The organism is Pseudoalteromonas sp. J2K-J979 (assembly GCF_058169715.2).
Genome location: NZ_CM200281.1, coordinates 2,934,566 through 2,954,993 on the forward strand (window position 1 = coordinate 2,934,566; position 20,428 = coordinate 2,954,993).

Consider the following 20,428-nt stretch of genomic DNA (forward strand, 5'->3'; position numbering starts at 1 on the left):
ACTCCTAATGATGATGACTGTGATCGTGAGTCTCACGCATCAAAGAAACCACTTGCCCTTGTGAGGATAAATGCTCACCATTTTTAAAAATAAATACCACTGTTTTCTGCTCAGCTGAGTTAACCTTCTTTTCTGGCTCAAACAGCATTAAATGTAGACCACCTGGCTCGAATGTAACACTTTGCCCTGCAGGTATTTCAAGTGACGCTAATTGCGACATTTTCATCATTCCATCTATCAATTGATGCTGATGAAGCTCAGTGCGACCAATGCCTTCTATTTTCACACTGACCAAAATACGCGGTATTTCACTTTTATTGCTCAAAGTAAAATACGCGACACTACTACTAGCACCCGGAATAAATTCCCTTAATTTAAGATCGGTGACATCTATCGTACTGGCTTGAACGTGACTCACAAACAAAAAGCTACAAATCAAAGTGATTAATTTCATTAGAATTCCCTCTTTTTTGAAGCTGTTATCATACAACAGCATCATGAAAGCTGCATCTAACAGTTATACTCTTTGTGGCTTTTTCTCAGCAACTAATAACCAAATAACGATTCCAAACAATATAAAAGGCCAAAATATAGCAACACCACTTATTAACAATGCTAAGCCCACAACAAAAATACTAGCGCAGACAATACCTATGACTCCAACTGTAAAAAACACCCCCAGTGCAATCACAGCAAAAACAATCCCGATGATTACAACGAGACCCCACATTGACTCAAAGAAACCGTGATGCAAAAAATGATCATCAACCTGCCAAGCCCAAGAGTAATCATTGAACACAACTTCGGTCCCATTAAACAATAAAAATAACGCTAAACAACCAATAATAAATAATAACTTCATTACGCCTCCTCATTTCATCCTTGGATAAATCAAGGATGAAATCATGGCTAGCCATTAATAATAACGCGCTGGCAATATCATTGCTGCGACGAAATAAGCAATTAGTACAGGTACAGGGAACACAAAAAATAAAATTAAGGCTACTAAGCGTGTTGACCAAACAGGCAAATCATGACCATTCGCTAATCCAGCACAGACCCCTGATATTTTTTTATTTAACCGATCTTTATAAAATGCACTTGAGCTCTCAAACCTATTCATACTCTTTCTCCTTTAAATGAGCGGCTTATTTAGCCGCTTTTTTACTCTTTAACTGAGCCAACTCGTTTTCAATATCTTCATTGATGCTAAGTTCGTTAAACTGCTGAGCTAATGTCGCACTCGAACCTAATTCATATGATTCGACCTTGGCCTCTATCTCATCCACCTTGCGTTCAATCACATCAAATCGCGATAACGCATCAGCGACTTTGTCACTTTGAAGTTGAGATTTGACTTTTAAACGCGAAGACAACATCTGTTCGCGTTGCTGAAACGAATCTCGCTTAACTTTTGCTTGAGCAAGCTTTTCATTTAGTCGAGTACAGTCAGCAGTTAGCTTTTCTAAGCTTTCATCAAGACGTGATAATTCACTTGAGAGCCCTTCAAATTTCATTGTAACTTGCTGCTTTTCAATTAATGCCGCTTTAGCCAAGTCATCACGGCCCTTATCAACCGCCAACTCAGCTTTTTCTTGCCAATAACCTTCTTGTTTTTGGTAATATTGTTCTTTACGTTGTAATTCTTTTTTCTCAGCTAACAGCTTCGCTGAAGTACTTCTCACTTCAACGAGTGTTTCTTCCATTTCTTGGATCATCAAGTTCACCAACTTTTCTGGATTTTCAGCTTTGTCCAGTGCAGCAACTACATTCGCTTGTACAATATCGGTAATACGAGTAAAGACACCCATAGTGTTCTCCTTAATTTAATGTCGTTTAATTGTCTTACTCCATAACACTTACAATCGATATGCCAACACTCAAAATATATTTTAATTGCTTTAAAAACATAAAGTTAAGAATGTTTGACTTTTATCTAAAAATATTAAAAATAAAATAAAAACCAAAAAATAGTCTTTTTGACCAATCAAAACATAAATTAACTAAATCAAAATTGATGATGAATTTGAAGGGTTTAACCGATTGGAATTTACAAAACGCAATAAATGAACAAGAGGAAGATGATAGCTATAAGTAGAAATTGGAGGGAAGCATGAGCCTGTTAAACCTGAAGCAAAATAATAACAGGTTAATAATGTTAATTTTTATCGAAAAAGGACGTAGACTGAAAAACATTTACCCCAATAAAAGTAAGCATCAAACTAATAACGGGTAACAGAAATAACATAAATAAAGGGATTTGATACATGATGACAACCAATTTATTAACTCTTTGAGCTAACATAATTGATTTTTTCATTCGATTTCTATCATTATGACCAGCGGTCAATTTCAGTGATAAGCGGTTAATTAGTACGAGAAATGCCGTTCATAAGCAAATAAATATAACGACTAAACTGCACACCAAAAAAAGTGATCAATAAACTCAAAACAGGGATCAGCAGTATATTCAATAAAAACAATGGCTGGATCATGCGTCTTCTCCTTCTGAATTATTATTGTCGATTCGACTTACTTGCTTACATGACGAGCTCGGTTCAGAAGAATGGTTTTCAAAAGATTGAATGAGTGAAGGTGCCGGAAAACCAGCTAGCGCAAACACATTTGACGCAATAAGAGTAAGCAGTGCAATAATATGAGTTAACTTAAACATCCTTATCTCCAAAAATTAAGTATCAATGTTAATGAAGATGTTTATTACAAGTCATATGCCAAGTTTAGGGATACAACCCAACCAATTGATAGTAAATGATTTTATAAGTTAAGAATAAAAAAACAGACTAGTTTGAAACAAAAAATAACAACTATTTTATCAATTTGACTAATAATTTGGTATTTTCACACCCTGCTCATCCCGAAATCGGGAGGCACAAATCCCGATTTCAGAACAGCTAAAATAAATTAAGTTTCGCTCACAAAAGCCAAAGCCTGTTCCATAACTTCAATCCCAGCTTCCTTTTTATGGCCATTTTCAGATAAATGTCGACGAAATGCCCGGCCTCCCGGCACCCCTTGGAAAATACCTAGCATATGCCTTGCTATATGCCAAAAATTGGCTCCTTGGGTCATTTCATCCTCAAAATAATCATACATAGCCCTAACCGATTGGTGACGGGTAATCACCTCTTTAGGTTCATCACCATAGATCAGGTGATCCACTTGTGTTAATAAGTAGGGATTAGCATAAGCCTCCCGACCCATCATCACACCATCGATGTGTTTCAAGTGTTCTAGACTTTGTTCGAGTGTTTTCACGCCACCATTGATAGAAATGTGGGCTTGCGGATAATCGTGTTTAAGCTGGTAAACACGTTCGTAGTCAAGCGGTGGAATATCGCGGTTTTCTTTAGGGCTTAATCCATTTAACCATGCTTTACGCGCATGAATAATGAAATCTAAACAACCGACTTCAATATTGGCTTCGATCAATTTGCATAAAAATTCATACGAGTCTTGCTCATCAATACCAATCCGTGTTTTAACCGTAACCGGTACCTGAGTATGTTCCTTCATTGCAGCTACGCAATCGGCGACCAAACTAGGTTCAGCCATCAAACACGCACCAAAACGTCCATTTTGGACACGATCGGATGGGCAGCCTACATTCAAGTTTATTTCTTGATAACCTCGTTCATCAGCCCGCTTAGCACATTCAGCCAACGCGTGCGGATCTGAACCACCCAACTGCAACGCAACAGGTTGTTCATTTTGATTAAAATGTAAGTAATCTCCGCGACCATGTATAATCGCCCCTGTCGTGACCATCTCAGTATACAAAACCGTATGTTGTGTCAATTTACGATGAAATGTACGGCAGTGTCTATCAGTCCAATCTAACATGGGCGCAACGGAGAATCTGCGATTTAATTTTTTTTCAGCCAAAACAACAAACCTTTATATAAGATCATAAGCTTACAGATTTTTATATAAATTAATCCACTCGCCCAAAATTAGGATAATTAGCCCTAACGAACTGTACATGTCTTCTTAGGTGAAACAACCTCCCCTGATAAGACACCCACTAATTAGGAATAAAGCACCTTATTATATCACCTCCAAATAGACAAAGAGAAATTGAATTAGAGGTCTCGTGCTTACTGGGGCGTAAGGATTTGCCGTTGGTGAATTGATTAACAGTAAACGTATGGGTTTGATACATTAAATGAATCCAGACCAAAGCCTGTTGGCTCATTGATTTTCGTTAATCCGCTAACAAAACCTTCTTTTGAAGGTACTCAAAGGTTTTTGATCTAAACGACTAGACTACAAAACCGCACTAAACATGTTTATGCTGAGCGTACAATCTTGCATTATTAGTTTTTATGTTAAAAAAAATAAAAACAATCAATTAAAATAAAAAGCGCAGCAAGGTCTGCTGCGCTATTAGCTATTTATAACTCATTTAAGTTATTAAATATTGTGTAAAAGAAGGCGATTGATTTGGCGTATTCATCAACTAAAATTCGCTCATTTACTCCATGAAAGCCTTTAAACTCTTCGGTGTTTTCTAACTGAATTGCTGTGATTGTATAAACATCTGGTGCAAAATCACGCGCTTGGAAATGCTTAGAGTCAGAACCTCCCACGACAAAGAATGGTGAAACAATTAAATCATTCCCCCATGTTTGGCGGATCGTTTTTTCAAGCATTTTGTATCCAGGGCCGTCCGCATCTGCAATATTAGTCGCAGGTGTAGAGGCTGAGATATCCTTTATTTTGATTCGATCATCGCCAATCGCTTTTTGGATATGTTCAATAATCACTTCTGGAGTATCCCCAGGCATCGGTCGGAAATTAACCACTGCGCTTGCTGAAGGCGGTAAGACATTATCTTTTATACCTGCATTAAACATCGTTACCGCTATGGTTGTATGAAGCATTGCACGCGTCACTTCATTCCCCGCCATTAAATCGATAAACTTTTTCTCAAGCTCGGTGATTTCACCATCTTTACCAAACGCAACTGCTGAATACAGCGGATGATGCTCTTCATCTAATTCTGGTCCCATGTACTCGTATTGCGCTCTGACTGCAGGGTGAATTCGATAAGGGAACTGTGCTTTTTCTAATTTAGTGATCGCTTCTGCAAGAATGCCAATATTAGATTCTTCAAGCGGCATTGAAGAATGCCCACCAATGCCATGAATTGAAAGCTCTAGACTCACAAAACCTTTTTGCGCAATACCTATAAGGGCTGTATTTTCTTTAATACCAGGGAAAATACCTGGTGTTAAAGGAGCAGATTCATCCATCACAAATGCAAATCGTTCGATGCCTCGCTTTTCTAGCACATCTGCAATATGTTTAGCCCCCTCAGGACCACCAACTTCTTCATCGTGTCCAAATACAAAATAAAGAGTTCGCGAGGGTTTCCAGCCTTCTTTAATACGCATTTCAGCTGCTTCAAAGATTGCATGTATTTGATTTTTATCATCTAAAACACCACGTCCCCAAATATACCCATCTTTAATCGTGCCAGCCCATGGATCTTCACTCCATTCATGGCGAGACTCTTCTGGCACAGGCACAACATCCATATGCGCATAAAACAGTGCAGGTTGTAATGATGGGTCGGTCCCTTCCCACTTATACAATAAACTGAATGGACGTGGCTCACCTAGCACTTCACGTTTTAAGTTTTTGTGAACATTTGGGTAAGTTGACTCTAGGTAAGAGTGATAATCTAGAAATGCTTTTTTATCAAAGTCATCACGATCTTGGTTTGAAATAGTCTTAAATGTCACTGCTTTTGATAAACGTTTTGCTGCAGCATCAATATCGACCTTAACCTCGATTTGTTCAACACCGGTCATTTGTTTCGATGTAAACGCTTTTTTTTCATCAGCACACGCTGATACACTGACCGACAGCGCGATTGCTGAAAATAAACTAGTGACTAATTTAGTGTGTTTATACATGGTAGCTCCTTGTTTTCCTTTTTCATAACGATTAAGTCCCAATTACAAGTTATGCTTATCTAAAAATTTCATTCATTAAAAAGTATAACGTAACATGGCTTGAACTCGCCTTGCATCACCTTCTAACTCATTGATATTAAAGCGATCACCCCACATATACTCGATCCCCATATCAATATACTTATCATATTGATATATCAAGTTAACATGCGCTATCGCACTTTTTTCAATATCACTTCCGCTCCGTTGATATGAGGGAGTAACATCAAGCCAAGCATAACCAAGCGTACTATTGAGCGATGGTGTGAAATGATGGGTATAACTGCCTGCAAGCGTTAAATGTTTGTCGGTATTAATTTTACCATCACGGGATAAGTTAGCTCCCGAACCTTTTCCGGCAAGGCCCAAAACGCCTTTTGCTGAACCATCACCATGGGTAATCGCTACACGCAAGTTATGCTGATCAAATATTTTATAATGCCCAGAAAGGGATAGTACCCACCCGAACGCCGAGTCATCGTCAATATTTTCTTTACCATCCCAATAAAGCTCCATCGCCTCGCCAGCGAAATTAATGTGCCCATTTTCATGACGATAACTTAGCCTAGAGGTCAAAACTGGCAGCTTATTCTTTTCGGAACCTGCAAGATTGTATGGATTATCTATATTCGTATCGGTTGGTGCTTCAATAGAAGCGGCATATTCTAAAGAGCTAGATATAGTTTTTGTCCAACGCACTTGATTTCGACGCCCACCATAAAGAGCCTCACCAAATGCAAAATCAACAAAATAAGGTATAGCGCTTAAATCGGTTATATTCGTCCAATATTGGCCAACAATAAACTCATCTTTTTCAAAGAAAAAATGCCTCAAACGGGGTGCGTTATTACTTTCATCGTAGAAATCCATTTCAATATGAAAGCGCTGTACTGAGTCACTGACATTTCGCTTAACATCAATAAAGAAGCGACTTTCTTTACCATGCATCGAAAAATAACTACTGGAGTTAAAGTCAGAATCACCTTCAACAGGAATACCCGACATTAAAAATTGGTGTTTATTTCGGGTACCATCAAGGTCGTAAATTAGGTCAAGCTTTGCATACCCCCCCATAGTAACCTGGTAAGGTGCATCTGCATTTGTCAGTGAAATATCCGCTAATGCAGGTATAGAGACACTTGCTATTAAAGGGATTAAAAACCGTTTTTTCATTTTAATATCCTTTGTTACCAAGGTAATGGAACAACAGGTGCTATTTGGAAGCGGATTTGGAATTGAGGACCAAACGCATCGGGTTGTTCAACATAATGCCAATACTGCAAACTAAACTTCCATGGCGTACTATCTAGCACCATTGTTTTTGATAAGCCAATACCTACAGGAAAGGTAAGTCCTTGACCACTTTCAGCATTATGATTATAAGTCCAAGTTGGTTGCGCTTGAACTTGCCAGCCATCTTGAAGGTTTACCGTATAGAAATATTGCCCACCTGTAATGCTAGTATCAAATGAGTCCTCACCTGCAACATCCCATTGATGAGTTACTAGCGCACCAACAACAAACTTTTCGCTTGCATAACCAAGTAAAAATTCAGGCCCAAGTAAGGTTTGGTCGAGTGACAAATTGTCTTCTGTTGCTGTAGGTAAAGTACCAACTATTCCACCGATTGCCATCACACCATTTGAAAACGTTTTTCCCACTGCCACATCAAATGAAATATCACCTAATTCAACACCTTCATTTGAAAACGACAATTGTTGATTATCATCCATCCCAAATACTGGCTGTTTAAAAATTACAGGCACCAATGGCCTAAAAAACAAATTCATTGAATCATTGATTTTATAAGGTAAAGAAGGTTGAAAGCTAAGCTTTACTGCAGACTGACTATCCGCATTTGGCAAATCACCTTTATAGTTGATGTAGTCTAGAGGAAATGCCAAGACCCCGAGGGTAGTATTGGGATTGGCTAATTCTTTGGCTATTTCTTCAGCAGTTGGTTTTTTTGCTTGCTCACCAGCAAAAAGTGAGCTGCTAAGCCCCAGCGCTAAACAGATACCCATTTTCGTAAATTTCATGATAGCTCCTTTTATAAAAAACTCACAAATATAATAACATACAATATAATATATACAGGTTTCATTACTGATAAATTAATCGTTTTATTCTAAGTTGTTAGAACAAAAGACACCTGTTTCAGCTTTGTCATACAATAAATCAAAATGCAGCGCTTGCTAGTTTACTTATTTAAGCCTATTAAATACGCCAGTTATTACACGATACACCGACATCGTAACTGATACATTGACTTGAATCAGATATTAGAGCTACATAGCTGTCGTGTTGAAACCTTAGTGCTGAGCATCTAAAAAACCAGTGCGTCTGCATTGATTGACTAACCGCGACTCATCTCCCAAAATTTTTAATCCTTTTAAACCAGTAGAGAACCGGCAAGATCACCATATAAAAGCACATTCATAAACGATAATCATTTTTATTGGTTGAAAATTATCAACCCTATCACGTATTTTTCCTCGATTAGAAAGCCTCAATATCCACTATCTATAAACCTAACATTATTGCTAGGAACGCCATCAGCCTATGTCGTTACATTGAAGCGAATAGGTGTTGTTATGCACTTTCTGAATAGCGCATTGTCATCTTTCTTTTCTCTGCATCGTCTTCTGATTCGTGCAAAAAGGTGACCCATTGCACTATGCCCACCTTTTAATTAAGGTTAAATTCAGGTTTAGATGAAAATTAGGTACAACAAATACCCCCTTGCAGGGCCCATAATGTAGGGTTGATACATCAAATTCACCATCAAATGGGTCTATTAATTGGGAAATCACTGGAGCAGCACAAAACACAGATGTGTAGATAATAAATGCAGACAAAGTAAATTTTTGTGCAAAAAAATACATTAGATCAATCCATTGAGCTTGATAACTCCCATCCTACCCTATGTAAACTCGCTTCAGCAAGTCCATTTAGTTCGAAAAATAAGCTCTAGCGCAACTTTTATTCGTGATTGAGGTTAGTTTTTAATAGTGCAATACAAGACTAATAAAAATTCTATGTTAATATAAAAATCTGAGTTTAAGGATGTTTAATGATGGCAATAGAAAGCTTAGTTAATAAAGCAAAACAAGTCTGTGAGAATAAAAGTACCCGCTTCACGCCTATCCGCGAAAAAGTGTTTCGCCTGTTAGCAGAAACACAAGGAGGAGTTGGCGCTTATGATTTGTTAGAGCAGTTAAAAACTACTGAAGCAAATGCAAAACCTGCTACTATTTATAGAGCGCTGGATTTTTTAGCCGATATGGGTTTCATTCACAAGATCGAAAGTACCAATGCGTTTATGCTTTGCCATCACTTTGATCACATTCACCCGGTACAATTACTTATTTGCGAGCAATGCGGGCATGTTGAAGAACTTCATTCAACAGTCATTTCGCATGAATTAAACAGCCAAGCAGTTGAGTTCGGTTTCAAAGTTAATGCTCAAACCATAGAAGCTCGTGGAACATGTAAAAACTGTTCAGCATTATAAATCAGCTATTTAGATTTGCATTACGCTTATTTTGAGTTAAAAATATAACTGTTGCCTTTGGATAAATTTAAAAATTAATTGGATTTCATATGAACGTAGAATTCATCAACCCCTTTTTAGCTTCATTAATGAATGTTTTAAGCACCATGGCACAAACAGAATTAAAACCAGGTAAACCGCAAAGAAAGCAAGGTGAAGTTGCTCAAGGTGATGTCTCAGGATTAATTGGTATGGTTGGCGCACAAACAAAAGGTTCATTCTCAATAACTTTTGATGAAGGGCTAGCGTTAACAATAATGGAACGCATGCTTGGAGAGCGACCTGATAGCATCAATGAAGAAGTTACAGACATGGTTGGCGAAATCACCAATATGGTGACTGGCGGTGCAAAAAACTTACTCGGCGAAAAAGGCTACGAGTTTGATATGGCGACACCAATTGTTGTATCCGGAAGCAATCATACGATCACGCATAAATGTGATGGTCCTAAAGTATTGATCCCATTCACTTCAGATGCAGGCAATGCCAATATAGAAGTATGCTTCGATAAAATATAATTTAGTATTACGATGTCATGGTTTGAAAAAACAGTCATTCTTAAGCCCCGGGCTAGGGGCTTTCATTTAGTTACTGACGAATTACTCAATCAACTCCCCGAGTTAAACAAATATAAAATAGGCTTAGCTCACTTTTTTATCCAGCATACATCAGCCAGTTTAACAATTAATGAAAATGCCGATCCTACTGTGAGAATAGATCTCGAAAGTCATTTCAATCATTTCGTACCTGAAAGAGCAAGTTATTATCGCCATGATTACGAAGGTGATGATGATATGCCAGCACATATTAAAGCAAGCTTATTAGGCGCTAGTGTATCAATTCCAATAAAGGACGGGCAATTACAGCTAGGGATGTGGCAAGGGATAGTGTTGGGAGAACATCGTGATTGTGCCGGTCAACGCCGTATTGTTATTACTCTAAATGGCCAGTGACTCAGCAATAAAATAATCGTGTAAAAATAGAAAAAGCCAGTAAAATAATTTACTGGCTTTTTAATTGATAGTTATTTTTTACTGTGCATTTTAGAGATGCGCTTTCGTTGCCTTTGCTGAGACAGTGTCATTTTATTAATGCGACCAGCAAACGGGTTATCCCCTTCTCTAAACTCAATCTTAATCGGCGTCCCCATAATTTTTAACGCTTTACGATAGTAATTCATTAAGTAACGTTTATAGGAATCTGGTAAGTCATGTACTTGGTTACCATGGATAACGATGATTGGTGGATTATAACCGCCTGCATGGGCATACTTCAGTTTAACACGACGACCGCGAACTAGTGGCGGCTGGTGATCAGCCTGCGCCATATCCATAATGCGTCGTAGCATTGCTGTCGAAATACGTTTAGTCGCTGATTCATATGCTTCGTTGACCGAATCAAATAAATGACCCACTCCGGTACCATGAAGAGCCGAAATAAAGTGGATGCGCGCAAAGTCAATAAACCCTAAACGACGATCGAGTTCTGTTTTGATGCGTGTTTTGACGTACTCATCGAGCCCATCCCATTTATTCACCGCAAGAACAATAGAGCGCCCAGCATTAAGTGCAAAGCCCAATAAACTCAGATCTTGATCACTGATCCCGTCTCGAGCATCTACGACGATTAACACGACGTTTGCATCTTCAATCGCTTTTAATGTCTTAATAACCGAAAATTTCTCAACAACATCACTGACTTTTTTACGCTTACGAACACCCGCGGTATCAATTAAAACGTACTCTTTTTCATTGCGAGTCATCGGAATATAAATTGAATCTCGTGTCGTTCCTGGCATATCGTACACAATTACACGTTCTTCACCCAAAATGCGATTGGTCAAGGTCGACTTACCAACATTTGGACGACCTATGATCGCCAGTTTTATCGGCTTGTCTGCAAATTCATGATGAATATCGGGTTCTTGCCCTTCTTCATAAAACTCATCGAAGTGCTCAAGCTCGGGCTCTTCTTCTTCAACGCCATGAATTCGCGCAAACTCTTCAATCACAGGCTGTAAGGCTGTTTCAAGTAACTGAGTCACGCCTCGGCCATGAGAAGCTGCAATTTGATGAACTTCACCTAAAGCTAATTGATAAAATTCGGCACAGCTTGAGTCTGCATCTAAACCGTCAATTTTATTGGCAACCAAAAAAATGCTTTTCTCTTGCTTACGAAGGTGGTTCGCGATTGCTTGATCTGCAACGGTCATCCCAGCGCGGGCATCAACAAGAAATAAAACAACGTCGGCCTCTTCTATCGCTAACAGCGATTGATCAGCCATTTCTGTTTCTATTCCCTCTTCTGAACCGTCAATTCCGCCAGTATCCACGACGATAAACTCGTATTCATCATACTTTGCTTGGCCATATTTACGATCACGAGTTAGACCTGGAAAATCCGCTACAAGCGCATCACGAGTACGAGTTAAACGATTAAATAATGTGGATTTACCAACATTTGGTCGCCCCACTAGAGCGATCACCGGAAGCATAAACAACCCCTTATAAAAACAACAAAAGGCTTCGCGACGCGAAGCCTAACATACCAATCACTTTAACTAAGTTAGCAATAACTGCTATTTGCTATTAAATGTGATTGGTATCAACATAATAACAACTTAACTTTATGGCGCTGAAATGGCGCTAACTTCACCGTCACGGGTATAGATAATTAACTTATCTTGCGCGACTAATGGCTCGATAAAAAAGCCTGAGCTATCAAATTCAGCTCGAGACACTAGCTCACCAGTTTGCTTATTAAGCCAGTGCAAATTACCTTCTTGATCACCGAGCACCAAATAATTACCAAATACTGCTGGGCCGGTTAAATACCAACCATTCAGTGCTGGCTGACTCCAACGTTCAATCCCTGATGATTTATCAAGAGCATACACAGAACCATTGCTATCAACTAAATATATATTTTGTAAATCAACGGCAAGCTCTCTGTAGCCGCTGTATTCGCGCTTCCAAACCACATTGCCTGAGCGAATATCAATTGCTGCTAAATTACCATTATAGGCGAGTGAGAAAACTTGGCTGCCCACAACAACTGGCTGTGTATCCACATCGACTAAACGTTCGAATTCAGATGCACCTTTGGCTATTGCTACATCCGCTTTCCAAGCAGCAAAACCGCTTTCAGAAATCAAAACAGACAATTTACCACTTTCTTCACCGACCAAGACACCACCATTAGCAGCGACTGGCGAACTCATTCCACGAAGTGTTAAAGCTGGAACCTCTTGCTCATAACTCCAACGTAACTCACCGGTGTCAGGGTGGAGTGCCACCAATTTACCTGAGCCTAAATTTACAAAAATTAAACCATCTCCGGCTGCAGGGCGAGATAACGCTTCACCCGGCACTTTTACTCGCCAAGCGATATCGCCCGTTTCACGATCAAGCGCGATTACTTCACCATGTTCAGAGCCAATAAAGACTTTACCGTAAGCTTGTAAAATTCCACCTGACAACTTGGCACTGTCATCATCTTCCCACGGCCAAAATGCAATATTTTTTCGTGCATCTTGCTGCCATTTAACTTGACCATCAGCAAGCGATAATGCACGAATTTGCCCATAACGAGCAGCAACATACACAGTATCTTGGTAGCTTGCAGGAGACAAGCGAGAGAAATAATGCTCTACACCATCTCCGACTGTGGTTTGCCATACAACATTGGTTTCAAATTGATTGACGATTTCAGGTAAAACCAACTCTTCTTCATCATCACTCGATGAGCAACCCATTAATGACGCCATGCACAATGCAAGAGTCGCCATGGTAATTTTTTTCATGGCACGTACCTTAGGCTGCTGGTGCAGCAGCTAAATCATCCAATTTCATTTGTAATGTGGCGTTATTAGTCAATCCACCTGCATCTGCCGCACTTTGATAAGCGGCACGAGCTTGGTCTTTATCACCTTGGGCTAAATACACATCCCCTTTTAATTCAGCAACGGCTGCATTAAAGGCTTCTGGCAGCACTGTTGATAATGTTTTTAATGCCGCATCGTACTCTTTTAACTCAAGCTCAATTCGGGCAATGCGGGTAGTTGCAATAGCGGTTAATTCCGCGTTTTTACTATTGGTGGTGATCCACGATAGTTTTTCTTTTGCAGTTGAAAAATCAGCGTTTTCTACCGCTTCTTTAGCTGCAACAAACGCCGCTAATACTGCATAGCTAGAATCTTGATGGTTTTTAATAAACTCATCTGCACCCGCTAATACATTGGTCTTTTGTTCAGCATCCGCTTGCACTAACTGAGTAAATGCATCTGATGCAGCTTCAGCTGTGGTCACTTGATTTTGGTTATATGCTTTCCAGCCATAAAGGCCACCTAAACCTAGCACGACACCTAAAACTAACGCAGTACCGTTATCACGAAAAAAACTCTTGATCGCTTCTGCTTGTTGTTCTTCTGTTGAATAAATTTCCATTTTTCACCTCTTATATCAGGTCGGCTAATAAAGTAATGGCTTGGCTTAACTCTAAAGTTTGTTGGTCTTTGTGTTCTCGTAAATATTTGACCGTTACAACACCCTGAGCTAACTCATCATCACCTAAGATTAGGGCAACAACTGCATCACTTTTATCAGCACGTTTTAATTGTTTTTTGAAATTACCACCACCTGCATGCACCATAATGCGAATGCCCGGTATTTGTTCTCTTAATTGTTCAGCTATCACAGGCGCTTGAATGCTTGCTTTGTCACCCATAGCTGCTAAATATACATCAGCGTTACGACGCACCTCACCGACACAATTGAGCTCTTGAAGTAACAAAACTAAACGTTCCATTCCCATTGCAAAGCCAACAGCTGGTGTTGCTTTGCCACCTAATTGCTCGACTAACCCATCATAACGACCACCGGCGCAAACTGTACCTTGCGCACCTAAGCTGTCAGTCACCCATTCAAAAACAGTACGGTTATAATAATCTAATCCACGCACTAGCTTTTCATTAACCTGATATTCGACGCCAGCCGCATCTAAACGTTCACATAAATTTGCAAAGTGTTCAGCAGACTCTGTGTCTAAATTTTCAGATAACTTAGGAGCATCAACTAAAATGGCTTGAACTTGAGGATTTTTACTATCGAGTACGCGCAGTGGATTTGAATACATGCGACGCTTAGAATCTTCATCTAAGTGCTCTTGATGCGCTTCTAAATACGCAATCAAGGTTTGACGATATTGTTCTCGCGCCTCATTAGAGCCCAATGAATTGAGTTCTAAACGAACATAGTTAGAAAGGCCAAATGCTTTCCATAGTCGAGCAGTCAGTAAAATCACTTCGGCATCAATATCAGCCGTGGCAATACCAAAAGCTTCTAAGCCAAACTGATGAAATTGACGATAACGGCCTTTTTGAGGGCGTTCATGACGAAACATCGGGCCCATATACCAAAGACGTTGCTCTTGGTTATACAGTAAACCATTTTCATTGCCAGCTCGTACGCAAACCGCGGTCCCTTCGGGACGTAATGTTAAACTGTCACCATTTCGATCTTCGAAGGTGTACATTTCTTTTTCAACGATATCGGTCACTTCACCGATCGAACGTTTAAATAAATCTGTTGATTCAACAATCGGAAAGCGGATCTCTTGATAACCAAAAGAGGCGACTGTTTCACGTAACGTTGCTTCTACCTTCTGCCATACTTGGGTATCACCTGGCAGGCAGTCGTTCATCCCTCGGATTGCTTGAATTTGTTTGGCCACAGATTGTCCTATGAATTACTTGTTAACTCGATTACACGCCAAGACAAGGTTAATTTTTGCGCTTACTGCGACAACTTGCCTTCGCTCAAAGTAGAGAATTATAACGATCTAGACTAAAACGTAAACGACAAAGCTCGCCTTTGTCGTTTTATTTGCGTTTTACTCGACGATTTTGATATCAATTGGGCTTTGCTGCTCTTTTTTAGCTAAATACGCTCGTACTTTCTGCTCTAGTTGCTCTGCTGCATTGTCATTATCAATGCGTTCTTTTTGTCGCTCACCATTTATATACAAACCAGAACGACGATTGGCTCCCGCTAATCCGACATCACTAATCAATGCTTCACCTGGGCCATTTACTACGCAGCCAATCACAGACACTGTAATTGGGGTTATAACATCTTCTAAGCGCTCTTCTAATTTATTCATTGTCGCGACCACATCAAACTCTTGACGGGAGCAGCTAGGGCAAGCAATAAAGTTAATGCCACGAGAACGGATCCGCAGTGACTTTAAAATGTCAAAACCCACTTTGATTTCTTGTACCGGATCAGCCGCTAACGAAACGCGTAGTGTATCGCCAATCCCTTCAGCTAATAACATCCCAAGTCCAACAGCCGATTTGACAGAGCCTGATCTGAACCCACCCGCTTCAGTAATCCCTAAATGTAACGGTTGATCGATTTCTTTCGCAAGTAAACGGTATGCACCCACAGCTAAAAAAACATCCGATGCCTTCACGGACACTTTAAAATTATCAAATTTTAAACGCTGCAAAATATTCACATGTCGCATCGCTGATTCAAGTAAGGCTTCTGGTGTGGGCTCACCATATTTTTCTTGCAAATCTCGCTCTAAAGAGCCGCCATTGACACCGATACGGATAGGGATATTGCGTTCACCCGCCGCATCAACTACCGCTTTAATCCGATCTTCACTGCCAATATTACCTGGATTAATTCGCAAACAATCAACGCCATATTCAGCCACTTTTAAGGCAATACGGTAATCAAAATGAATATCTGCCACGAGTGGAATATCCACTTGCTGCTTAATTTTACGAAATGCTTCTGCGGCATCCATTGTCGGTACGGACACACGTACAATATCAGCTCCAGCAGCTTGTATTGCTTGGATTTGTTTAACCGTAGCATCCACATTCAACGTGTCAGTATTAGTCATGGACTGAACGGCTATAGGCGCACCATCACCAATTGGTACATCACCGACATAAATGCGGCGCGATTTTCGTCTAATAATCGGAGACTCTGAAAACATAGCAACTACTCGGTTAAAGGGAGATTAAACTTAGCAAGTCGGTTTGTTGGAAAATCCGAAATATCAACCGCTTGACCATTTAATTCAATATCGACTAGGTGATGTTTGCCTAACACCACCGAAAAAGGGGCTTCGCCAGTCACCGTCATGGTGTAACCTGCTTTCTTCACTCCAAAAGCGACTCTCGCAGCTGAGGCATCAAAAATTTCGACCCAGCTATCCCCTCGAAAATGCATCACGATTTGGCTTAAGTCATCATCTTGTTCAACGGAATCGCTTGTTTGAGGAGCTGTAGTGACTGATTGTACAGCAATGATTTCAGCCGGTTTGGCTTCTAGCGTTACAGGCTTTGAAGAACTAAATGCTTCATCACGGGCATTAATAATATCATCCGGTACTTTCGCCGAAGGATCGACAAGTAGCTTTTGCTCTACCGTATCTTGTTCTTCTTCAACTAACGACTCATCTAAGATTTCATCGTCACTTTCAGATGTTTCAACAACGCTTTCAATCTGCTCAGCCGTCGCTGGCAGTTCAACTGGTTGAGCTGGTTCTCTATTTTGCCACCACCATAAAACCGTTAATCCAATGACTAACACTAACACAGCGTAACTGACAAACATTAAGCGGTTATCGTGCGCTTCTTTTTCTGTTCGACGGGAAAAACTTTGCATTTTGGTTGCGGCAGGTACACCAATTTGCGCTTCATATAGGGTCAGAAGGTAGCTCTCATCTAAATCTAAAAATTTACAATAAGATTTAATGTATCCCTTTATGAATATCGCAGGCCCCAAACTATGCAGTTCGTTATTTTCGAGTGCAACAAGCTGAGCTGATGTTAAATTCAACCGTTTAGCAAAATCACTTACCGAGATGCCCGCAGCTTCTCGCCCTTCAATTAAAAATTGCCCAACCAATGGTAAGTTAGGTTCAATGTCTTTGTGTTCAGCTACTTCTTTTTCTTTCATAATGAGTAAGTTTTAGGATCCACTAATAAAATTTTTCGCCCCGGAGTAAGGTGCTCTTCAAAGCTTAATTCATTCCACTCCAATAGCTTTTTCATCAAAATATTGTACTTAACTGAAATGCCAAATAAAGTATCTCCTTCTACAACACGGTGATAGACATTTGGATCATTAAGGTACACTCTCGTTCCTGCGTTGACTTGATCACCTTGTGTTAAGCCATTCCATTCGAGCAGTTTTTGTAATTTAACATTATATCGCACTGAAATACTGAATAGCGTCTCGCCTTTTTTAACTTCGTGGAATGGTAACTCAATAAGTCCGAGTGCTTTTCTATCGGCAATCGTTTGCTCAATCACCGGGTTGCTAATAGCTGGAAGAGCTACAGGGGTTACCACTAATTCTTTATCATCGAGCTCTTGAGAGTGCTCAACTTCCTGCAGTTGCGCTTCAATAAAGGGCTGCAACGGCTCTTTCGCTATCGCATCCACTTTGATTAAAGGGGCATTAACAGGTGTAGGCTGATCAGATGACTCAACCTGCGTTTCATCTGGAATTGGAGATTTACGCTTAATAATCTTAATTTTTGGCTGCTCAACCTGACGGACCACTGTTTTTTGAATCTTACGTAGTTCGCTCTTACGATATTGCTGGCGTAATTGCTCAAACTCACTGTCTTCGACTTTATTTTCACGCACGATCAAGGCTTCACGTGACGAGAAATAAGTTTGCTGCAATGTCCTAGCGGTGGTTTCTGCCTTTTGAATATGCCCCATTTTATTGTCAATTAAATAAGACAATAATAACGAGCGTGAAGATACACGGCCGGCATCTTCATATCGAGCTAATAAATCTTGCGCCTTAATTAAGTCACTTTTTGCATAATACAGCGCAGATAAATTGATTAAAGATGAGCTACGCAGTGGGCTGTGTTTAACCGATGATTCTAAATACTCTTGCGCATCCGAAAATTCATCGTTTTCGATCGCACACAACGCTAAATTTTCATAACTTTCAGCCACTCGGATATAACTTGGAATTGCGATAGCAGCTAATAAATACTCTTGTGCTTCATCATATTGACCATTCCCACATAAAAAGACCCCGTAATTATTCAGCGTATTAGGGTCATTTGGTGCAAGGTCAATTGCACGTAAGTAACTTTTTTTCGCTAGTTCAATTTCACCTACAGCCGAATAATAATATGCTGTGGAGTAATGAACCTCTGGTAATTTAGGCGCAAAAACAGCTGCACGCTCAAGGTTATACTTGGCCTGTGAGCTATCACCCGTTGATAAATATTTGAGCGCTAAAGAGATCCGTGTTCTGGCCGCATCCTCATTATTAATCCGTTTTTCCACAACGGGTTTATCACTGCCTAAGTAAACACTTTCAGTTACACATCCTGTCATTGCTAGCATGCCAGCAACTATTAATAAATGTCGCATTACCTATCTCTTTTATTTAGCCGAAGCTTAAGTTTAACCTAATCGCTTCTGTATTCATCTATTTATTTGCAAATAGCTTGGAGTATCATTAGCTTAAAAAGTTCGATATTAGTGTTTAGGATCAGAAACTAGGTTAACCGAAATCGCATTATCTTGTTGGATTTTACGTTTTGCTAAACGCTTTGTTCTATCAACCACATCACCCACCAGTTGACCACAAGCAGCATCGATGTCATCACCTCGCGTTCTGCGAACGATACAGGTAATGCCTGCCGCCTGTAAAATTTTCGAAAAACGATCAATACGGCTATTACTAGAGCGACCATATTCGTTTCCTGGGAAAGGATTAAATGGGATCAAATTTACTTTTGAAGGCGTCCCTTTAAGGGTTTCGACCAGCTGATGCGCTTGCTCCATACTATCATTGATGCCATCAAGCATCACATATTCAATGGTGACATCTTTATTGGCTTTAGAACCATCAATATAACGACGACACGCCGCTAAAAACTCTTCTATTGGGTATTTTTTATTAATCGGCACAAGTACATCACGTAGCGCGTTATCAGGAGCATGCAGTGAAATCGCAAGCGCTACATCAATTTTTTCTTTTAAAATATCCAATGCAGGCACGACGCCTGAGGTACTGAGCGTGACACGACGTTTTGATAAACCAAATGCCCAATCATCCATCATTAACTCCATGGCCGGCACCACGTTATTAATGTTAAGCAAAGGCTCACCCATCCCCATCATCACCACATTGGTAACAGGTCGACGCGTGCTATCGCCATAAAGGCCAATATCTTTGGCGACACGCCACACTTGACCGATGATTTCAGAAACTTTGAGATTACGGTTAAAGCCTTGTTGAGCTGTTGAGCAGAACGTACATTCTAGTGCGCAACCCACTTGTGATGACACACATAATGTCGCGCGCTCTTTTTCTGGGATCCATACAGTTTCGACTTCTTGACCACCATCGAGAATCAAGGCGTATTTAATGGTGCCATCGGAGGCCACTTGCTTGGCTGATATTTCAGGTGCGCGAATTTCACATTCGCGATGTAAGCGGGCTTTGAGCTTCTTATTGATGTTGCTCATATCATCAAAGTTATCGACGCCAAAATGGTAAATCCATTTCATTACTTGATCACCACGAAATGGCTTTTCGCCAAACGAGACAAATAGCTCGCGGATCCCTTCGCGATTTAAATCAAGTAAATTAATTTTTTTAACTGTCGCACTTTGCGTTGCAACAGGAACCACTTTTTCAGCTTCGCTCATTAAAGAGACCTCGACCACTTTGATAATACGTAATGCTAGCTCACACAAGCATCTTGATAACACTGCAATGTGCTTAACTAAGTGTACGGATTAGATACAATTACTTAAGCATACTGACAAGAAAAGGGCGCGAGGCCCTTTTCATACTGCTTTATATCGCAACAATTTGATTAAATGGAATAAATTCCA

At 40.0% G+C, this 20,428-nt stretch carries 21 protein-coding genes; 3 read left to right on the forward strand and 18 right to left on the reverse strand.

What is annotated here, in order from left to right:
* Positions 1 to 4: 4 nt before the first annotated feature.
* The 10 genes from AC3KVK_RS13425 to AC3KVK_RS13470 all read right to left on the reverse strand — a co-directional run bounded on the left by AC3KVK_RS13425 (position 5) and on the right by AC3KVK_RS13470 (position 8,017).
* On the reverse strand, positions 5 to 454 hold the full coding sequence (locus tag AC3KVK_RS13425; RefSeq protein ID WP_490312774.1) for a copper chaperone PCu(A)C: 450 nt from the start codon (positions 452 to 454) through the stop codon (positions 5 to 7).
* Between the two features lie 63 nt (positions 455 to 517).
* The gene (locus tag AC3KVK_RS13430) at positions 518 to 862 is read right to left on the reverse strand and encodes a hypothetical protein (RefSeq protein WP_490312773.1); all 345 of its coding nucleotides are present in this window, start codon (positions 860 to 862) and stop codon (positions 518 to 520) included.
* Between the two features lie 54 nt (positions 863 to 916).
* Positions 917 to 1,123 carry a PspC domain-containing protein gene (locus AC3KVK_RS13435; protein ID WP_490312772.1) on the reverse strand — a complete coding sequence of 69 codons (207 nt, stop codon included), beginning with the start codon at positions 1,121 to 1,123 and terminating at the stop codon, positions 917 to 919.
* A gap of 25 nt (positions 1,124 to 1,148) precedes the next feature.
* Positions 1,149 to 1,811, reverse strand: coding sequence for a phage shock protein PspA (gene pspA / locus AC3KVK_RS13440; protein ID WP_490312771.1), 663 nt, complete (start codon positions 1,809 to 1,811; stop codon positions 1,149 to 1,151).
* A 555-nt stretch (positions 1,812 to 2,366) separates the two neighbouring features.
* Positions 2,367 to 2,495: a hypothetical protein gene (locus AC3KVK_RS13445; protein ID WP_518526916.1), complete on the reverse strand. Its 129-nt coding sequence runs from the start codon at positions 2,493 to 2,495 to the stop codon at positions 2,367 to 2,369.
* Positions 2,492 to 2,674, reverse strand: coding sequence for a hypothetical protein (locus AC3KVK_RS13450; RefSeq protein WP_490312770.1), 183 nt, complete (start codon positions 2,672 to 2,674; stop codon positions 2,492 to 2,494). The genes AC3KVK_RS13445 and AC3KVK_RS13450 overlap by 4 nt, the downstream gene beginning before the upstream one ends.
* Positions 2,675 to 2,922: 248 nt before the next feature.
* The gene (gene dusA / locus AC3KVK_RS13455) at positions 2,923 to 3,903 is read right to left on the reverse strand and encodes a tRNA dihydrouridine(20/20a) synthase DusA (RefSeq protein WP_490312769.1); all 981 of its coding nucleotides are present in this window, start codon (positions 3,901 to 3,903) and stop codon (positions 2,923 to 2,925) included.
* Positions 3,904 to 4,412: 509 nt separating this feature from the next.
* Positions 4,413 to 5,939: a M20 family peptidase gene (locus tag AC3KVK_RS13460; protein WP_490312768.1), complete on the reverse strand. Its 1,527-nt coding sequence runs from the start codon at positions 5,937 to 5,939 to the stop codon at positions 4,413 to 4,415.
* A 75-nt stretch (positions 5,940 to 6,014) separates the two neighbouring features.
* The gene (locus AC3KVK_RS13465) at positions 6,015 to 7,151 is read right to left on the reverse strand and encodes a DcaP family trimeric outer membrane transporter (RefSeq protein ID WP_490312767.1); all 1,137 of its coding nucleotides are present in this window, start codon (positions 7,149 to 7,151) and stop codon (positions 6,015 to 6,017) included.
* A 14-nt stretch (positions 7,152 to 7,165) separates the two neighbouring features.
* Positions 7,166 to 8,017 carry a hypothetical protein gene (locus AC3KVK_RS13470; RefSeq protein WP_490312766.1) on the reverse strand — a complete coding sequence of 284 codons (852 nt, stop codon included), beginning with the start codon at positions 8,015 to 8,017 and terminating at the stop codon, positions 7,166 to 7,168.
* A 1,037-nt stretch (positions 8,018 to 9,054) separates the two neighbouring features.
* Here AC3KVK_RS13470 and AC3KVK_RS13475 point away from each other — a divergent pair.
* The 3 genes from AC3KVK_RS13475 (at position 9,055) to AC3KVK_RS13485 (ending at position 10,484) form a co-directional block, all read left to right on the forward strand.
* Entirely contained in the window at positions 9,055 to 9,492 is a 438-nt protein-coding gene (locus tag AC3KVK_RS13475) for a transcriptional repressor (protein WP_490312785.1), read from the forward strand.
* 89 nt (positions 9,493 to 9,581) lie between these two features.
* Positions 9,582 to 10,049: a chemotaxis protein CheX gene (locus AC3KVK_RS13480; RefSeq protein WP_490312765.1), complete on the forward strand. Its 468-nt coding sequence runs from the start codon at positions 9,582 to 9,584 to the stop codon at positions 10,047 to 10,049.
* A 12-nt stretch (positions 10,050 to 10,061) separates the two neighbouring features.
* Positions 10,062 to 10,484 (forward strand): secondary thiamine-phosphate synthase enzyme YjbQ, encoded by a 423-nt coding sequence (locus AC3KVK_RS13485; protein WP_490312764.1) that lies wholly within the window; start codon positions 10,062 to 10,064, stop codon positions 10,482 to 10,484.
* A gap of 71 nt (positions 10,485 to 10,555) precedes the next feature.
* On the opposite strand, the gene der is transcribed toward AC3KVK_RS13485, so the two are convergent.
* The 8 genes from der to rlmN form a co-directional block, all read right to left on the reverse strand.
* Positions 10,556 to 12,025 (reverse strand): ribosome biogenesis GTPase Der, encoded by a 1,470-nt coding sequence (der, locus tag AC3KVK_RS13490; RefSeq protein ID WP_490312763.1) that lies wholly within the window; start codon positions 12,023 to 12,025, stop codon positions 10,556 to 10,558.
* 132 nt (positions 12,026 to 12,157) lie between these two features.
* The gene (gene bamB, locus AC3KVK_RS13495) at positions 12,158 to 13,333 is read right to left on the reverse strand and encodes an outer membrane protein assembly factor BamB (RefSeq protein ID WP_490312762.1); all 1,176 of its coding nucleotides are present in this window, start codon (positions 13,331 to 13,333) and stop codon (positions 12,158 to 12,160) included.
* A 10-nt stretch (positions 13,334 to 13,343) separates the two neighbouring features.
* On the reverse strand, positions 13,344 to 13,976 hold the full coding sequence (locus AC3KVK_RS13500) for a YfgM family protein (RefSeq protein WP_490312761.1): 633 nt from the start codon (positions 13,974 to 13,976) through the stop codon (positions 13,344 to 13,346).
* Between the two features lie 10 nt (positions 13,977 to 13,986).
* Positions 13,987 to 15,261, reverse strand: coding sequence for a histidine--tRNA ligase (gene hisS, locus AC3KVK_RS13505; protein ID WP_490312760.1), 1,275 nt, complete (start codon positions 15,259 to 15,261; stop codon positions 13,987 to 13,989).
* A 159-nt stretch (positions 15,262 to 15,420) separates the two neighbouring features.
* The gene (gene ispG / locus AC3KVK_RS13510; RefSeq protein WP_490312759.1) at positions 15,421 to 16,539 is read right to left on the reverse strand and encodes a flavodoxin-dependent (E)-4-hydroxy-3-methylbut-2-enyl-diphosphate synthase; all 1,119 of its coding nucleotides are present in this window, start codon (positions 16,537 to 16,539) and stop codon (positions 15,421 to 15,423) included.
* 5 nt (positions 16,540 to 16,544) lie between these two features.
* Complete coding sequence (locus tag AC3KVK_RS13515) at positions 16,545 to 17,507, reverse strand: RodZ domain-containing protein (protein WP_490312758.1); 963 nt, start codon at positions 17,505 to 17,507, stop codon at positions 16,545 to 16,547.
* Positions 17,504 to 18,952 (reverse strand): type IV pilus biogenesis/stability protein PilW, encoded by a 1,449-nt coding sequence (pilW, locus tag AC3KVK_RS13520; protein WP_490312757.1) that lies wholly within the window; start codon positions 18,950 to 18,952, stop codon positions 17,504 to 17,506. The genes AC3KVK_RS13515 and pilW overlap by 4 nt, the downstream gene beginning before the upstream one ends.
* A 108-nt stretch (positions 18,953 to 19,060) precedes the next feature.
* Positions 19,061 to 20,239: a dual-specificity RNA methyltransferase RlmN gene (gene rlmN / locus AC3KVK_RS13525; RefSeq protein ID WP_490312756.1), complete on the reverse strand. Its 1,179-nt coding sequence runs from the start codon at positions 20,237 to 20,239 to the stop codon at positions 19,061 to 19,063.
* Positions 20,240 to 20,428 lie beyond the last annotated feature (189 nt).

Excerpts from the sequence above, each read along its gene's own strand:
- ispG (WP_490312759.1), bottom strand. The coding sequence starts at position 16,539 with ATGTTTTCAGAGTCTCCGATTATTAGACGAAAATCGCGCCGCATTTAT.
- der (WP_490312763.1), bottom strand. The coding sequence starts at position 12,025 with ATGCTTCCGGTGATCGCTCTAGTGGGGCGACCAAATGTTGGTAAATCC.
- AC3KVK_RS13465 (WP_490312767.1), bottom strand. The coding sequence starts at position 7,151 with ATGAAAAAACGGTTTTTAATCCCTTTAATAGCAAGTGTCTCTATACCT.
- AC3KVK_RS13500 (WP_490312761.1), bottom strand. The coding sequence starts at position 13,976 with ATGGAAATTTATTCAACAGAAGAACAACAAGCAGAAGCGATCAAGAGT.
- AC3KVK_RS13450 (WP_490312770.1), bottom strand. The coding sequence starts at position 2,674 with ATGTTTAAGTTAACTCATATTATTGCACTGCTTACTCTTATTGCGTCA.
- AC3KVK_RS13430 (WP_490312773.1), bottom strand. The coding sequence starts at position 862 with ATGAAGTTATTATTTATTATTGGTTGTTTAGCGTTATTTTTATTGTTT.
- AC3KVK_RS13460 (WP_490312768.1), bottom strand. The coding sequence starts at position 5,939 with ATGTATAAACACACTAAATTAGTCACTAGTTTATTTTCAGCAATCGCG.
- pspA (WP_490312771.1), bottom strand. The coding sequence starts at position 1,811 with ATGGGTGTCTTTACTCGTATTACCGATATTGTACAAGCGAATGTAGTT.
- AC3KVK_RS13475 (WP_490312785.1), top strand. The coding sequence starts at position 9,055 with ATGGCAATAGAAAGCTTAGTTAATAAAGCAAAACAAGTCTGTGAGAAT.
- rlmN (WP_490312756.1), bottom strand. The coding sequence starts at position 20,239 with ATGAGCGAAGCTGAAAAAGTGGTTCCTGTTGCAACGCAAAGTGCGACA.
- bamB (WP_490312762.1), bottom strand. The coding sequence starts at position 13,333 with ATGAAAAAAATTACCATGGCGACTCTTGCATTGTGCATGGCGTCATTA.
- AC3KVK_RS13470 (WP_490312766.1), bottom strand. The coding sequence starts at position 8,017 with ATGAAATTTACGAAAATGGGTATCTGTTTAGCGCTGGGGCTTAGCAGC.
- AC3KVK_RS13445 (WP_518526916.1), bottom strand. The coding sequence starts at position 2,495 with ATGATCCAGCCATTGTTTTTATTGAATATACTGCTGATCCCTGTTTTG.
- AC3KVK_RS13480 (WP_490312765.1), top strand. The coding sequence starts at position 9,582 with ATGAACGTAGAATTCATCAACCCCTTTTTAGCTTCATTAATGAATGTT.
- AC3KVK_RS13435 (WP_490312772.1), bottom strand. The coding sequence starts at position 1,123 with ATGAATAGGTTTGAGAGCTCAAGTGCATTTTATAAAGATCGGTTAAAT.
- AC3KVK_RS13485 (WP_490312764.1), top strand. The coding sequence starts at position 10,062 with ATGTCATGGTTTGAAAAAACAGTCATTCTTAAGCCCCGGGCTAGGGGC.
- AC3KVK_RS13425 (WP_490312774.1), bottom strand. The coding sequence starts at position 454 with ATGAAATTAATCACTTTGATTTGTAGCTTTTTGTTTGTGAGTCACGTT.
- pilW (WP_490312757.1), bottom strand. The coding sequence starts at position 18,952 with ATGCGACATTTATTAATAGTTGCTGGCATGCTAGCAATGACAGGATGT.
- AC3KVK_RS13515 (WP_490312758.1), bottom strand. The coding sequence starts at position 17,507 with ATGAAAGAAAAAGAAGTAGCTGAACACAAAGACATTGAACCTAACTTA.